The organism is Alkalihalobacillus sp. R86527, assembly GCF_042466185.1.
In the GTDB taxonomy this organism is placed as follows: domain Bacteria; phylum Bacillota; class Bacilli; order Bacillales; family Guptibacillaceae; genus Guptibacillus.
The window spans coordinates 263,837-277,864 of record NZ_JAXHBW010000001.1 but is presented as its reverse complement, the minus strand read 5'-3'; the positions used below and the strand labels follow the sequence as shown (position 1 = coordinate 277,864).

Annotated in this window: 14 protein-coding genes and 1 pseudogene; 5 read left to right on the top strand and 10 right to left on the bottom strand. The window is 42.0% G+C overall.

Going from position 1 to position 14,028, the window contains the following annotated elements:
- Positions 1-23: 23 nt before the first annotated feature.
- The 4 genes from SJY16_RS01460 to SJY16_RS01445 are packed head-to-tail and all read right to left on the bottom strand — an operon-like array spanning position 24 to position 3,643.
- Positions 24-782 carry an IucA/IucC family C-terminal-domain containing protein gene (locus SJY16_RS01460; protein ID WP_377887288.1) on the bottom strand — a complete coding sequence of 253 codons (759 nt, stop codon included), beginning with the start codon at positions 780-782 and terminating at the stop codon, positions 24-26.
- A complete protein-coding gene (locus SJY16_RS01455) occupies positions 757-1,572 on the bottom strand; it encodes an ABC transporter ATP-binding protein (RefSeq protein WP_377887287.1) in 816 nt (271 codons plus the stop codon). Before SJY16_RS01455 ends, SJY16_RS01460 begins: the two co-directional genes overlap by 26 nt.
- Positions 1,573-1,589: 17 nt before the next feature.
- On the bottom strand, positions 1,590-2,639 hold the full coding sequence (locus tag SJY16_RS01450) for a FecCD family ABC transporter permease (RefSeq protein WP_377887286.1): 1,050 nt from the start codon (positions 2,637-2,639) through the stop codon (positions 1,590-1,592).
- A complete protein-coding gene (locus tag SJY16_RS01445; RefSeq protein ID WP_377887285.1) occupies positions 2,636-3,643 on the bottom strand; it encodes a FecCD family ABC transporter permease in 1,008 nt (335 codons plus the stop codon). The genes SJY16_RS01450 and SJY16_RS01445 overlap by 4 nt, the downstream gene beginning before the upstream one ends.
- A 166-nt stretch (positions 3,644-3,809) precedes the next feature.
- Here SJY16_RS01445 and SJY16_RS01440 point away from each other — a divergent pair, with 166 nt between their 5' ends.
- Both SJY16_RS01440 and SJY16_RS01435 read left to right on the top strand, forming a co-directional pair.
- The gene (locus tag SJY16_RS01440) at positions 3,810-4,775 is read left to right on the top strand and encodes an ABC transporter substrate-binding protein (RefSeq protein WP_377887284.1); all 966 of its coding nucleotides are present in this window, start codon (positions 3,810-3,812) and stop codon (positions 4,773-4,775) included.
- 175 nt (positions 4,776-4,950) lie between these two features.
- Positions 4,951-5,865, top strand: a complete 915-nt coding sequence (locus SJY16_RS01435) for a zinc dependent phospholipase C family protein (RefSeq protein ID WP_377887283.1) — start codon at positions 4,951-4,953, stop codon at positions 5,863-5,865.
- Between the two features lie 45 nt (positions 5,866-5,910).
- Here the strand turns inward: SJY16_RS01435 and SJY16_RS01430 are convergent, their stop codons facing one another.
- Positions 5,911-7,197 (bottom strand): MFS transporter, encoded by a 1,287-nt coding sequence (locus SJY16_RS01430; RefSeq protein ID WP_377887282.1) that lies wholly within the window; start codon positions 7,195-7,197, stop codon positions 5,911-5,913.
- A gap of 128 nt (positions 7,198-7,325) precedes the next feature.
- Here SJY16_RS01430 and SJY16_RS01425 point away from each other — a divergent pair, with 128 nt between their 5' ends.
- On the top strand, positions 7,326-7,631 hold the full coding sequence (locus tag SJY16_RS01425; protein WP_377887281.1) for a hypothetical protein: 306 nt from the start codon (positions 7,326-7,328) through the stop codon (positions 7,629-7,631).
- A 248-nt stretch (positions 7,632-7,879) separates the two neighbouring features.
- Here the strand turns inward: SJY16_RS01425 and SJY16_RS01420 are convergent.
- Positions 7,880-8,776, bottom strand: a pseudogene (locus SJY16_RS01420) (NAD(P)-dependent oxidoreductase); the annotation flags it as partial.
- Positions 8,777-8,834: 58 nt separating this feature from the next.
- Here SJY16_RS01420 and SJY16_RS01415 point away from each other — a divergent pair.
- Positions 8,835-9,800 (top strand): YndJ family protein, encoded by a 966-nt coding sequence (locus tag SJY16_RS01415; protein ID WP_377887280.1) that lies wholly within the window; start codon positions 8,835-8,837, stop codon positions 9,798-9,800.
- 18 nt (positions 9,801-9,818) lie between these two features.
- Here the strand turns inward: SJY16_RS01415 and wrbA are convergent, their stop codons facing one another.
- Together wrbA and SJY16_RS01405 are read right to left on the bottom strand one after the other, a co-directional pair.
- Entirely contained in the window at positions 9,819-10,445 is a 627-nt protein-coding gene (gene wrbA / locus SJY16_RS01410) for an NAD(P)H:quinone oxidoreductase (RefSeq protein ID WP_377887279.1), read from the bottom strand.
- Between the two features lie 156 nt (positions 10,446-10,601).
- Positions 10,602-11,045, bottom strand: a complete 444-nt coding sequence (locus tag SJY16_RS01405) for a MarR family winged helix-turn-helix transcriptional regulator (protein WP_377887278.1) — start codon at positions 11,043-11,045, stop codon at positions 10,602-10,604.
- 151 nt (positions 11,046-11,196) lie between these two features.
- Between SJY16_RS01405 and SJY16_RS01400 the strand changes: the two genes are divergently transcribed.
- On the top strand, positions 11,197-12,009 hold the full coding sequence (locus SJY16_RS01400) for an MBL fold metallo-hydrolase (RefSeq protein ID WP_377887277.1): 813 nt from the start codon (positions 11,197-11,199) through the stop codon (positions 12,007-12,009).
- A gap of 29 nt (positions 12,010-12,038) precedes the next feature.
- Here the strand turns inward: SJY16_RS01400 and SJY16_RS01395 are convergent, their stop codons facing one another.
- Both SJY16_RS01395 and msrB read right to left on the bottom strand, forming a co-directional pair.
- Complete coding sequence (locus SJY16_RS01395; RefSeq protein ID WP_377887276.1) at positions 12,039-13,034, bottom strand: NAD(P)/FAD-dependent oxidoreductase; 996 nt, start codon at positions 13,032-13,034, stop codon at positions 12,039-12,041.
- Positions 13,031-13,990 carry a peptide-methionine (R)-S-oxide reductase MsrB gene (gene msrB, locus SJY16_RS01390; protein ID WP_377887275.1) on the bottom strand — a complete coding sequence of 320 codons (960 nt, stop codon included), beginning with the start codon at positions 13,988-13,990 and terminating at the stop codon, positions 13,031-13,033. Before msrB ends, SJY16_RS01395 begins: the two co-directional genes overlap by 4 nt.
- Between the last annotated feature and the right edge of the window lie 38 nt (positions 13,991-14,028).

The window sequence follows — 14,028 nt, the reverse complement described above, 5'->3', positions numbered from 1 at the left end:
CGAGCCAGACCGGGTGGTACCTGTCACTTCATCTTCGGGCATGTTTTGCAGCAGCGGCCGTCATCTGACGCTTGATCGAAAAGACAGCAAGTTCTTCGAAAGCGCTGTGGGCCGTTCGCTGTTTCTTCTTTCTGAGTGTAATACTGAATAAAAGGATTTACGCCGCACGTGAAGCTTGTACATTGAAACTCTTTGAGCAAGTAATGAAAATCTTCCTGTATCTTTGATTGTTGATCTTCTGATGCCCCGCTCGGAAGTTCTGTTTCGTATAACCAGAAAAGATAAATGGCGGCATTTTCCCAAAGAATAGTAGGAGATAGCTTGGTTGCCTCAACTACTGTCTCGATAAATGGAGCAAGATTCCCATTGATCAGCTCATCTGCAAGCTTTTCTCTTGCCTCACTTCTTGTGTTCATCCCACTCAACGTATCATTGCTCAACACAAAGTTCATCATCCATGGGTCAGTGCTTGTATCAAGATTGTACTTAAGCATTTCAGGACCAGCTAAGATCGGTTTATCCCACTTCGAGAACGAATATAGAAAAGGAACAAGAAGCATGAAGGCATATCGCTTCACAAACTGCGATCCTGCGACGATTAAGGAAGGAAAATGACCTTCGTCTACGAGCTTTTGCAAGAGACCTTTTAGATGACCTGGATCGAGGAGATTCTTCACCTCATCGATTTGACCATTAGTAGAAGGATCTAGTCCAACTTGAAGCCTAAGCTTCTCTAACTTCGCTTTCTCTTCAATACTAAACGTTTGCGGTTTGGCTAGCATGAATGTTTCTCCCCTTTCCGTGCGGTACACATAATGGAGTCCCAAAAAGCGGATCCTCGAGTATGTTGCAATCAAGTCCAAATACATGCTTCACAAGGTCAACTGTAATAATATCTTCAGGTTTTCCTTGATCATAAATCCCTTTCTCTTTCACAGCGATAATATGATCAGCGTACCTGCATGCAAGATTCAAGTCATGCAGGACCATTACGATCGTTCGGTTATCCTGTCTATTTAACTCAAACAGAAGGTCAAGCACTTCAATCTGATGAGCAAGGTCGAGATACGTTGTTGGTTCATCTAACAGAATAATATCTGTATCTTGAGCTAACGTCAGCGCAATCCATGCGCGCTGCCTTTGACCACCTGAAAGGGAATCGACAGTACGCTCTGCTAATTCTTCAAGATGCGTTGATTTGAGTGCCTTTTGAACTGCTTCTTCATCATCTTCTGACCATTGACTCAACCAGCTCTGGTAAGGGTACCTCCCCTGCTTGACGAGTTGAAGAACAGTAAGACCTTCCGGAGCTACCGGTGACTGAGGTAGAATAGCCATCTTACGTGCAATTTCTTTTGTCTGCATGCTTGAAATAGCTTCTCCATCAAGGACGACTCCACCAGAGTGTGGTTTTAATAGACGCGCTAAACTTCGGAGAAGGGTGGACTTCCCACATCCATTGGCACCGATCAGGACACTCAACTCTCCTTCTGGAATCAGCAAATTCAGTTCATCTATCACGGTGTGATCACCGTATCCCAATGTAAGGTCTTTCGTCTGTAATGCGTACATGGCTATCACCTCGTCATTTATAAGTTTCTAGAACGGTACAGTAAGTAAACAAAGTAAGGAGCTCCGATCGCTGCTGTAAATACACCTGCTGGCACTTCTAGAGGTGAAAACAGCGTTCTCCCTATTAAATCAGCAACAATGACGAGCATACTTCCTACGAGAGCTGATGCAGGAACGAGTACGCCGAAGGACGACCCGACTAGCTTCCTAGCGATGTGCGGTGCCATCAAGCCCACGAATCCGACTCCGCCTGCAAATGCAACTGCACCACCTGCGAGTCCGGTACTAATGAACAACAGAACAATTCGATCTCTCATTAAGATTGCTCCGGCACCTTTTGCTATATCATCACCTAGTTCCTGAAGGTTAACTCGTCTTGAATATACCATTAATACTAATAGTAAAATGGCTACCCATGGAAAAAGGGTGAGTACATCTTTTCCATTCGTACCATGGACACTACCTGTAATCCATATGTTCGCATCAGAAGCACGGTAAATTGGTCCTAAGATCATGAGAAGCGTCGTGAGCGCTTGCAGTACAGCAGCAAGCCCAATTCCTATCAGTACAAGTCTGATAGGAGATATTCCATTTTTATAAGAAAGGATGAACACAAGAAATCCAGTTACGATCGCACCAATGAATGATGCGAGTGGCATCCATTGAATACTTACCGTTAGAGCATCTGCTCGATCGCTAAATATTGCCAAAAAACCTGTCGTCGCAAGAGCTCCGCCCCAAGTAATCCCTAGTATATCTGGTGATGCAAGTGGGTTTCTTATCATTCCTTGTAAAATGGCTCCAGAAACAGCTAGAGCACCACCTGCGAGAATGGACATCGCAACCCTAGGAAAACGAAACTGCTTCACGACAAGCTCATTCATATCGGTTCCATATCCGAAGAGGGCTTTCCCAACTTCCATAGGGGTCATGAAAATTTCACCGACTCCAATGCTAATCAGCCCTGAAATGATAACGAATAAAGCGAGTATAATCGTAATCCACACAGCTTTTCGATCGATTAAATAGGAAAACATTCGAGTTCTGAAGGAAGCATATTTTGTCATAGCTGGTTAAACTCCCTTCGTGCAATGTAAATAAAGAATGGAGCTCCAATAACAGCTGTCAGCACGCCGACTGGTGCTTCTAGTGGCATAATGACAAAGCGCGCTGCTATGTCTGCTAATAACAATAGTATAGCCCCAAGAATTGCGCTATACGGTACTACCCATCGGTAATCATATCCTGCAACATAGCGGGCCAGGTGCGGAACTACGATTCCAACTAAGCTGATTGGACCAGCGATTGCAACTGATCCTCCTGCCAAGAAGACTATAAAAAGCGCTGCGATCGCTTTAACTAGAAGCGTGCGCTGTCCGAGTCCAACTGCAACATCTTCGCCCATGACGAGCGTGTTAATTTTTGAACTGATGAGAATAGAACCGATCAAACCAACACAAATGTATGGTAAAACAGATACAAGAATTGTGAGACTGCGTCCTTCTACTGACCCAGCAAGCCAAAAGAGGACATCTTCAAGGGCTTTCTCATTTAATACGAGCATCCCTTGCGTCAGCGATGAAAACATCGCAGCGATCGCTGCGCCAGCGAGCGTTAACTTCATCGGTGTAAGCCCTTCTCTTCCTAAGGAACCAAGCGTATACACAACGATTGATGCAATTCCTGCTCCTAAGAATGCTAGCCAACTAAAAGCTGTCAGAGAAGACACAGAAAAGAACGTCACCGCTATTACAATCATAAAGCTCGCTCCCGCATTCACTCCTAGAATAGAAGGTGACGCGAGAGGATTTCGTGTGATCGCTTGCATGAGTGCACCAGCAACACCTAAACTAGCTCCAACTGTTGCCCCTATAAGTGCTCGTGGCACGCGGTTTTCTCTTATAATAATATGTTCATTACTTCCATTAAATTTAGTGAAAGACTGCCAGGCGGTTTCCCAGGAAATGCTTGTTAGGCCGTAAACAACGCTTAGCGCCATCAAGATCATTACAGCAACTATTCCAACAGCAACCCCCATCCACCTTAGCGTCATGGGTTTTATGTTCGTCATTTTTTTAATCCCTTTCTACACCTTCCAATTAAGTGTAGAAAAAGTTTGAAAGCGTGTCAATGATTTTGAGAATCAATATCAATTAAACATTGACACATGTTTGACAATTCAGTATGATAACTACGTAAATGAAAATGATTATCAACATACATAGGGGGAAAAACATATGTTTAAAAAAGGTTGGATGATTACCTTGCTTGCAATCGTGATGATCCTTTCTGCTTGTGGTACGAATAACGGAAATACAAATAATCAACAGGATTCCGCAGATGATAATAATTCTGAAAGCTCTGAAATGCGGACAGTGAAACATGCGATGGGTGAAACAGACGTCCCAGCTGAACCTCAAAAAGTAGTCATTCTAACAAATGAAGGAACAGAAGCTCTTCTTGCACTTGGTGTAAAGCCAGTTGGGGCCGTTCAATCTTGGCTCGGTGACCCATGGTACGACCACATCTCTGACGACATGCAGAACGTTGAAGTTGTAGGAACAGAGAGTGAAGTTAACCTTGAAGCCATCGCTGCCCTTAAACCTGATCTGATCATCGGAAATAAACTTCGTCAAGAAGACGTATACGACCAATTGAGCTCCATCGCACCAACGGTTTTCTCAGAAACGCTTAAAGGCGACTGGCAGGAGAACTTCAATTTTTATGCGAAGGCATTGAATAAAGAAGACAAAGGCAAAGAAGTAATGAACGCTTACAATGAGCGCATTGAGTCAATGAGCTCTGATCTAGGTGAACAACTTAAGAAGGAAGTTTCTGTCGTTCGTTTCCTTGCTGGAAAAACACGAATTTACTATAAAGATTCATTCTCAGGGGTTATCCTTGAAGAGCTAGGCTTTGCTCGACCTAAATCACAGCAAAAGGAAGAATTCGCCAAAGAAGTAACAAAAGAACGCATTCCTGAAATGGATGGAGACGTTCTCTTCTACTTCACTTATGAAGCTGGCGATGGTGAAGCGAGTACAACAGAAAAAGAATGGACAAACGATTCGCTTTGGAACAACTTAGAAGTTGTGAAAGAAGGGAATGTCCATGAAGTTAGCGATGCAATCTGGAACACATCAGGTGGCGTTCTTTCAGCTAATAAAATGCTAGACGACATTGAAAAAGTTTTCTTGAAGTAGTAAAAACCCGGTCAAGTACCGGGTTTTTTGCTTTTTTTACGCTTCTTTTCTCGAAAAAAAGGGAAAAGAAAGAGTATCCATCTCTCTCCACAACTTTTCTTTTCAAAAACTAGCAAGAAGACAGGTATATCTTAGGTATAATAGAAGAAAGACTTCAACAGGAGGGGACCTAAAGATGCCGAATGTTTGGACACATATATTATTTGCAGAAGAAGCGATTACTGAAGCCGGCATATGGAGTACCATCAAAGACCACCTCCCATATTTCCGACTAGGGGCACAAGGGCCCGACCCTTTTTTCTATCATAATTTCTGGCCATGGAAAGAAACGCCGGTGCAAGAGATTGGTGAAGTCCTTCATAAAAACCATTGTGGCCCATTTCTTATAGATATGATTGAATACGGTAAAACCGATGATCCGCGCATCCAGTCCTATATACTTGGTTTCGTCACTCACCACATCCTCGACCGAAATACCCATCCCTATATTCATTATCGAGCTGGCCTTGAAGGCAATAAGCATCAGCGCCTTGAGATCATCATCGACACGCTCTTAATGAAGGAGCATAAAGACATCGACACATGGAAAACACCTGTATACAAAGAAATTAATGTTGGTTCAACACTCTATAAACCAATTGAACAAATGCTTTCTGAGTTGATCCATCGATTTTATCCTGAGAGCGCAGCACGTATGCCAGATCACTACATCGACCAATCCTATCACGATATGGTTCTTGCGCTAAAATTATTATTTGACCCCTTCGGTTGGAAAAACAAGGTGTTGAGAAAACAAGTATCTTCTTTTTCATACAGGAAAGAGATTGGGAATGAGGATTATTTAAACGAAGAAGGCAACGTCTGGTTGCACCCCTCTGTGAAAGAAGAAGAATCGAATGCCACTTTTGAAGAACTACTTGAACAGGCATCAGACGAAGCGACAACGATACTGCCCCTCATTTATGATTATTGGCATAATGAAGAAAACTGTGTAAGGGAATTAAAAGACCAGATCGGAAATCGTTCTTATGATACTGGGAAGGACTGCACACTCCCCTTACCTCTTAAACACTTTAGTCCAATCGTATAAATAAAAAAAAGCGCTTCTCCCTATTATTGGGAGAGGCGCTTTCGCTTACATTTGAATCCCATCTTGTACCATTGCTTTCTTCGCTTCTTCCTTTCCCTTATCGATGTTAACTTTGTGCAGAAGATAAATCCCTCCTATAAAGAAAAGAACGATAGAGAAAATCCCGAGACGACTAGAACCCGTTAATTGACCTACAAGCGCAAACAAAAATGGTCCGAATATCGCTGAGAACTTAGCCGATATTCCATAGAAACCGTAAAATTCTGCATGTCGATGTTCAGGAACCATACTCCCAAATATTGAGCGGCTCAATGCCTGGGCTCCTCCTTGTACGAAACCAACCATAAAAGCGAGGATATAGAAGTGCAAGGCTGTAGTCATAAAATAGCCAAGAAATACGATGACAACATAAATCCATAGCGCAAGCAGAAGTGCTTTTTTTGGAGTGATTTTTTTCGCGAGCCATCCAAAGAAAAATGCACATGGTATACCAACGAACTGTGTGATCAAAATGGCTGCTATGAGATCGTTGGCATTTATTCCAATGTCACGACCGTAAATCGTTGCCATCTTTATGATCGTTGATATGCCATCGTTATAAAGCCAGAAAGCAAATAGGAAGATTAGTAAATGTTTGTACTGATTGATTTCTTTAAAGGTGACGCCAACACGTTTAAACCCTACGGACAAATAGGAGCCGGTCAATTTGGAATGAATTCGCTTTTGTTCATTCACATTTTTGAACATTGGTATCGAAAAGAGAAACCACCAAATTCCTACCGTTACAAAGGAAACTTGAGTAGCTACGAGAGTGTTCGGTAATAAAAACCATGACGGGTGCAGAATCATCATTAGATTAATAAGAAGTAAGATTCCACCACCGATGTATCCGAATGCATATCCTCTAGCGGAAATGCGATCGATTTCCCCATCTTTGGCAATTTCGGGTAGAAAAGCATCATAAAACACATTACTACCAGAAAAACCGATCGTCCCAAGGATTAGTAACAGAGATGCTAAAAGGTACCCACCTTCCCCGACAAAAGCCATGAGAATACTGGCCAGAATACCCATGTAAGCAAAGAACCTTAGAAACATTTTTTTCGAATTGGAATAATCAGCAATCGCACCGAGCACCGGGGCAAGAATAGCAACGATCAAGACAGCGATCGATTGAGAATATCCCCAATAAGAAGAAGCTAGACTTTTATCAATGTTTTTTGCTGCGACATCATAATAAAATACTGGTAAAACAGCTGCCATCATCGTTGTGGCAAAAGCAGAGTTCGCCCAGTCGTACATCATCCAGCTTCTTACTTCCTTCTTATTCATATCGGTCCCTCCATCGGGTAGTTTGGGGTAGATCCTAGCTATCTATGATATGAAATGAATAAATACTCTTGTCATGCCCAAATTGTCCGAGTACACTAACGGTAGATTAGGGAAACGGAGGGTTCTCATTGGACCGAAAAGATATTGAAAAAAAAGTAATCGAAAACTATCAGCGCGATGAAAATATGATGATTCTTGTATTTGCGCAATGGTGCGTGAATAATGATCTTAACCCGGAATCACTCTATGAAACAGCTTATCCTGATCAAATAAAAAACCCAGCATTGAAACAGAGTCTTGAACTTATTGTAGCTAAAGAAGAATCAGAGCACATACCTGATCAAACTGTTCTAAGTGTACTTTCATTATACGGAAACGATGATCTTGCATACATTGTTTCTGAAGAAATCGAGAAAAAATCAAAAAAGAAATAGGGTTTTCTAAATGCTCTTTTCGTAAACATTATTGCGATATGTGTGGGGGATTTCCGCTCCAACAAGCAAAGTGTGTTTCTTTATACAAAAATTCTTTCTAAAGAAACAACCTTTGGGAGTAGAGCCTTCCCAAAAAAAACACACGATTATTTCCCTGAAAATACTAGTCTTTTATTTCTTATTTATTGTATTCGGCATTCAACGTAATCTTCCCTTTTCATGGCAGGAACCTGGCCACCCCCAGGTTCCTACTTTCGAAACAATGTAACGAGGGCATGTGTCCCGTTGTCTTCTCCTCCACGTTCAGCCAAATCCTCATATAGCTTTTTTGAAAGTTCAAGACCTGGCGTCAGCATTCCCATCTGCTTTGCAGATTCAAGCGCAATCGTCATATCCTTGATAAAATGTTTTACATAGAAGCCAGGCTCTAATTGGTTCGAAATCATTCTTGGTGCAAGATTACTCAAAGACCAGCTTCCTGCAGCACCCGATTCGATGCTTTTCAGGACCTTCTTAGGGTTTAGACCAGCTCTTTCAGCATAGACGATCGCTTCACACACCCCGATCATATTACTCGCAATAGCGATTTGATTGCACATTTTCGTGTGCTGCCCGGCACCTGCGGGTCCCTGCAAGACGATATTTTCACCGACGATTTCAAAGAGTTTCTTCACTTTTTCAAACACTTCTTGTTCTCCCCCGACCATAATCGAAAGCTTGCCATTTCTTGCTCCCACGTCTCCTCCTGATACGGGGGCATCAAGTGTGTATAACTTTCTTGATAGTCCAAGCTGATAGATTTCTTCTGCTAACGTCGGACTCGATGTAGTAAAATCAATCAGAAACGATCCAGAACGAGCATTGTTAATGATGCCTTCATCTCCAAAATATACTTCTTCTACATCAACTGGATACCCCACCATCGTCATGATGACATCTGATGCTGAGGAAAGCTCAGCAATTGAATTTTGCCACTCGGCTCCTTCTTCTAAAAGCTCTGCAGCCTTCTCTTTTGTTCTCGTATAGATGAGCGTACGATACCCCGCCTTTATTAAATTACGAACCATGCTTTTACCCATTACCCCTGTTCCAACAAAGCCCAGAACAGGTTGTTGTGTTGAAGAATCCATTTTTTTCGCCTCTCTCCTATAATTTTCTTTCTTCTATCTTCTCTTCATCGTACACTAAAAGAGAGGTGAAATCATGATGAAAACTAGTAGTTTTGCGGGACTGTTTTTGTGGGTCGCATTTGTAGTAACGAAGCTCGTCACAACGCCAATCGATACGCTTCAGTATGTGATGATGCTACTGATGTTTGCTTATCTCGTTCTTGTGCCGCTTACGCTTCATTTAGTTCAACAAAAGAAAAATTCTTTCTACCGTTATGCAGCTAACCTGCAACCCATCGCAGCTGTGTTAGCCGGGGTCTCGTTTTTCTTAGAACAAGGCACATTTGCGGTAATCTTAGCTATTCCATGGTTCATTACAACAATACTTATTGCTCTCTTTGGGGTTACGAAAGTATTGCAAACCTGGAAGAAAAGCAAAATTTATCACGTATTGATTCAAGTGGGGCTTATGTATATCAGTATCGGAGGAATGTGGCTCGTTCTTCATAGATCAGGTATTCAAGTTCTTCATTTCAGCGATGTAATCGTATTGCTTACATCGATTCATTTTCATTATGCTGCCTTTGTCACCCCTATTACGATGGCTTTCCTGGGGAAGTACTTACTTACATTTGCACCGAAATTAAAACCATGGTTTACAATACTTGCTTATCTTGTCCTTTTAGGCCCGCCTTTCATTGCTTTAGGGATAACATTTTCAGAAACCTTACCTGTATTAGAATTCATTTCTGTCATTGAATTTGTTTCGCCATTAATTGTATTTGCAATCCTTTCGCTTGTTTACCTCGTTCCAAAGCTTGAGTTTTCAGTTCAAATGCTATTGTCGATCTCATTTATGGCTCTTCTCTTTTCTATGAGTTCTGCTATGATCTACGGATTTGCTCATGTGAATGAAACAGTCATTCTCGGCATTCCGTTAATGGTCTTCTTTCATGGCTTTGTTAACACATTTGGTTTTACATTATTTGGACTTCTAGGTGTGACTGTACTCCAAGAGCAAAATACGAAACCTATAAAAAAAGCCAGCATCTCCCTGTGAGGTGCTGGCTTTGTCTATTTAAATATTCTTCAATGCTCCCGCTACCTTTGCAACGCGTGCACCGAGTCTACCTGCCATCGTTAATTCTACTTCCACCGGTGTTCTTGATCCGTCTGGTCCTGCCACCGTAGAAGCTGAATATGGGGAACCACCAATTCCTTCGGTTGACAGTTGTTCTGGATTTTCACCGTACGGAAGACCAACGTAAATCATACCAAAGTGCATCAATGGTACGAATGTCGTTAGCGCTGTTGTTTCTTGTCCTCCATGAATCGATCCAGTACTTGTGACAACAGCCGTTGCTTTCCCTTCGAGCTCACCATTCATCCAAAGCGACCCAGCTGAGTCAAGGTATTGTTTCATTTGGGCCGGCATGGAACCATAACGAGTAGGAATGCCCCAGATAATACCGTCAGCCCAGCGAAGGTCATCATGTGTTGCTTCTGGAATAGGATCTTGCGCCTCTTGTGCCTCTACGTATGGTGGCTGTGCAGACATTGCTTGCTTGACACCTTCGAATTCTGGAATTTTCACCAGTTTCACTTCTACATCTCCAGCACCTTTTGCACCTTCTGCTACTGCCTGAGCCATTTGATAAATATGACCATAAGCACTATAATACGGAATTAAAATTTTTGTACTCAACAAAAACACTCCCTCTTAAGCTATATTTTTCAGAATACCTCAATACAAAATATCTCTACTTCGAGATATTTTCCCTACAAAACCAATTTTAAACTTAAAGCGCCAATATTCTCAAATTCAAGAATCTCCACTTCGAGATAATTAGGCAAAAGAAGCTTAGAGCTTCTCCGCATAGTGACCAAGCTTCTTCATTAATGAAATAGCTGTTTCTTTCTCTGATTCATCGAGTCCAGCAAAAATCTTCTGGAGTTTCAACTCATGCTCAGGGAAAATACGATCCATTAATGCCTTCCCCTCATCTGTAACCACCGCATGAGTGATGCGACGATCATTCGGGCATGGATTTCTTCTCAAATAACCTTTGGTTTCAAGCTTGTCGACCACATACGTAATACTTCCACTAGCAAGTAGGATTTTCTCTCCTATTTGTTGAAGTGGTTGACTACCTTTGTGATAAAGAAGCTCTAATACAGCAAATTCTGTTGGATTTAATCCATGGTTTTGAATGTCTATCTTCACTTGATCGGTCACAGATCGAGTGGCCCTAGCCATAACAATAAAAAGCTTTAGAGATAATTCCCTGTCTAGCGATTCATTCATACTGTTCACCCTTACCAGTCGATGCGTTTATCTTGAATTCAAGATAATTATACAAAGATTAAAATCCTATGTCAAGAATGTCTTAGATAACTTTTCATTTACCCATTTAGAGCTATACTAGGTAGTAGAAGATCGAAGGACGTGATGTGCATTGCTTACTGTTACGAACAAAGATGATGTTACCGCAATAAAAGGATCTGTAAAACGAGGCGGGATTTCCATGAGTGTCTACCTATACATTGTGGATGAGCTTCTTATCGATACAGGCCCCGCCAGGTTGCAGCGTGAACTCGCCTCTCAGTTAGAAAAGCAACACTATAATAAAATTATCTTAACACACCATCATGAAGATCATACTGGAAATGCTCATTCATTGAGTAAAGGCGTGCCAATTTATAGCCATGCAACCGGAATAGAGCTCTGCAAGCAACAGCCAAAACTTCCTTTCTATCGAAAAGTGTTTTGGGGAAATAGAAAACCATTCTCTCCGATGCCACTAGGTCATCAAGTTCGCACTGAGCACTGTACATTTGACGTGATCCATACGCCCGGTCATGCCCCGGATCATGTGGCGCTTCTCGAGAAAGACAAGGGATGGTTATTCTCTGGCGATCTATATGTGATGAGTAAACCAAAGAGTATCTTCGCCTTTGAGTCGATCCCTGACATTATCGATTCGATTGAAAAAGTAATGCAATGTGATTTCGAAACGATGTATTGCTCCCATTCCGGCGTCCTTCCTAACGGACGAGTTCGACTAGAGGAAAAGCTTACGTACTTAAAAGCCGTGCAATATGATGTTCTTAGTAAACACCATGAAGGAAAATCTGCATCCATTATTCAGAAAGAGCTCTTTCCTTCTGCACACCCTTTACATTACTTTTCACTTTTCGAGAATTCTCCGAAACATATCGTTACCTCTATCATAACCAGAAGCTCCCCCCAATCATGTAAAAAGGTCTGACGAGAAGTACTCGACAGACCTTTTAAGCCTCATGATGAAGCGTTATATCGTCTTCCTATCATTTCTTTTGCGGCCGCAAGACCTGAGCGGGCAGCACTTTCAATCCTTGTGCGACCAGATTGATCGTCTTCATACAAGAAAGCATCTCCCGCTACTAGAATATTTTCTTCATCGGAGACAGAAAGGAACGGGGACATATACACGTTTTCGGCCTGTGCATACCGCCATTTCTTTATCTGATAAGAAACGATGTCCCGTACGGGAATGAACGGTGTTGCAAGCTTTATTAGCTCATCGTTTATTGTACCGTCACTTTCTTCATACAATTTCTTAGACAGCTCAGGAGTAGCATAGATGCTAACAATTCTTTCATGTGAGATACCTTTCCTATAGCTATCGACGATTCGTTCAAGTCCTTTAGATAATAGAGTATCCTGGTGACCTGATTCAGGTAATCCTGTATGAGCATTCTTCGTTAGGGTAACTAGTGCTACGATAGCAGGACTAAATTTGAGATTTCGAAGTGTATCTAAAGCCTCTTTAGATACACTGCATTCACTTTGATTTAGCAATTTTTCCGCTTGAGGTGCAGGAGGAGTTAAGAGAATTGCTTTTGCCGTTATCTCTTCTCGATCTTCACATACGAGCACATACTCACTGTTTCGTTTGCTGATGTGTTGCACTTGGAAATTCAGCTTCAAAGGAAGATCCCCAGATAAGTTCTTCACAAGCTGATTCATTCCCTCAATCCCCTTATACCTTGCGTATTTATCACCAAACCAGCTTTCCACCCAGCCATTTTGAATCCAATCATCCACATGAGACTGAAATTCTCGTGATCGCACTGTGAAGAATTGCGCTCCATGATCGGCTCTCCCACCATCGAGGCGTCTCGTCGCCATTCGGCCACCGACACTTTTACTTTTATCGATCACGACTACTGAAAGTCCTTGCTTCATCATCGTTCTCGCGGCAAGGATTCCTGATAATCCCCCGCCTACAATCGCTACATCATAAGTTATCATTGAAACAACACGCGAAATTCACCGTAGCCTTCGTCCTCTAGCTTATCTTTCGGAATAAACTTCATCGCTGCAGAATTAATACAGTATCTCAGCCCGTTCTCAGTAGGTCCATCATTAAAAACATGACCGAGATGAGATTCTGCTTCTTTACTACGAACCTCTGTGCGAATCATGAAGTGACTGAGATCCTTCTTTTCTTTAACAAAGTTTTTGTGAATGGGTTGAGTGAAGCTTGGCCAGCCACACCCCGCATCATATTGATTAGTTGAACTAAACAATGGTTCACCCGAGACGATATCAACATAGATTCCTTGCTGATCATTATTGTAATATTCGTTTTGAAATGGTCGTTCCGTACCATTTTTCTGTGTCACGTCGTATTGAATATCAGTTAAGCGCTCACGAAGCTCATCGTCGTTTTTCTGAAAAGTCCAGTTATCTTCAATAAACGCTTTTCGGCCTGATCCTTTTTTGTAACGTTTATAGTGACCAGGGTTTTTCTTATGATAATCCTGATGATAATCTTCAGCAGGATAAAATGGTTTTGCAGGAAGGATTTCTGTGACGATCGGTTTTGAAAATCGCCCACTTTCAGCTAGTGCTACCTTGGACTCTTCTGCTAACGCTTGTTGCGCATCATCGTGGTAATAAATTGCTGTCTTATACGTATCACCACGATCGAAGAATTGCCCACCATCATCAGTAGGATCAATTTGGCGCCAAAAAAGGTCTAGCAGCTTGCTATAAGGGAATACCTCAGGGTCGTACGTAATCTGCACCGCTTCCACGTGACCAGTCTGTTTGGAGATTACTTCTTCATACGTTGGATATGGTTTATCTCCACCCGTATATCCTGTTACTACGCTTTGAATCCCTGGCATTTCATCAAAAGGTTCAACCATACACCAGAAACATCCTCCGGCAAATGTTGCCACTTCACTTTGTTTGTTACTCATTCTCTACCACTCCAATACAGAGGATTTACTAATAAGAT

Coding starts and splice junctions, on each gene's coding strand:
- SJY16_RS01460 (WP_377887288.1), bottom strand. CDS start 782: ATGCTAGCCAAACCGCAAACGTTTAGTATTGAAGAGAAAGCGAAGTTA.
- SJY16_RS01455 (WP_377887287.1), bottom strand. CDS start 1,572: ATGTACGCATTACAGACGAAAGACCTTACATTGGGATACGGTGATCAC.
- SJY16_RS01450 (WP_377887286.1), bottom strand. CDS start 2,639: ATGACAAAATATGCTTCCTTCAGAACTCGAATGTTTTCCTATTTAATC.
- SJY16_RS01445 (WP_377887285.1), bottom strand. CDS start 3,643: ATGACGAACATAAAACCCATGACGCTAAGGTGGATGGGGGTTGCTGTT.
- SJY16_RS01440 (WP_377887284.1), top strand. CDS start 3,810: ATGTTTAAAAAAGGTTGGATGATTACCTTGCTTGCAATCGTGATGATC.
- SJY16_RS01435 (WP_377887283.1), top strand. CDS start 4,951: ATGCCGAATGTTTGGACACATATATTATTTGCAGAAGAAGCGATTACT.
- SJY16_RS01430 (WP_377887282.1), bottom strand. CDS start 7,197: ATGAATAAGAAGGAAGTAAGAAGCTGGATGATGTACGACTGGGCGAAC.
- SJY16_RS01415 (WP_377887280.1), top strand. CDS start 8,835: ATGATGAAAACTAGTAGTTTTGCGGGACTGTTTTTGTGGGTCGCATTT.
- SJY16_RS01405 (WP_377887278.1), bottom strand. CDS start 11,045: ATGAATGAATCGCTAGACAGGGAATTATCTCTAAAGCTTTTTATTGTT.
- SJY16_RS01395 (WP_377887276.1), bottom strand. CDS start 13,034: ATGATAACTTATGATGTAGCGATTGTAGGCGGGGGATTATCAGGAATC.
- msrB (WP_377887275.1), bottom strand. CDS start 13,990: ATGAGTAACAAACAAAGTGAAGTGGCAACATTTGCCGGAGGATGTTTC.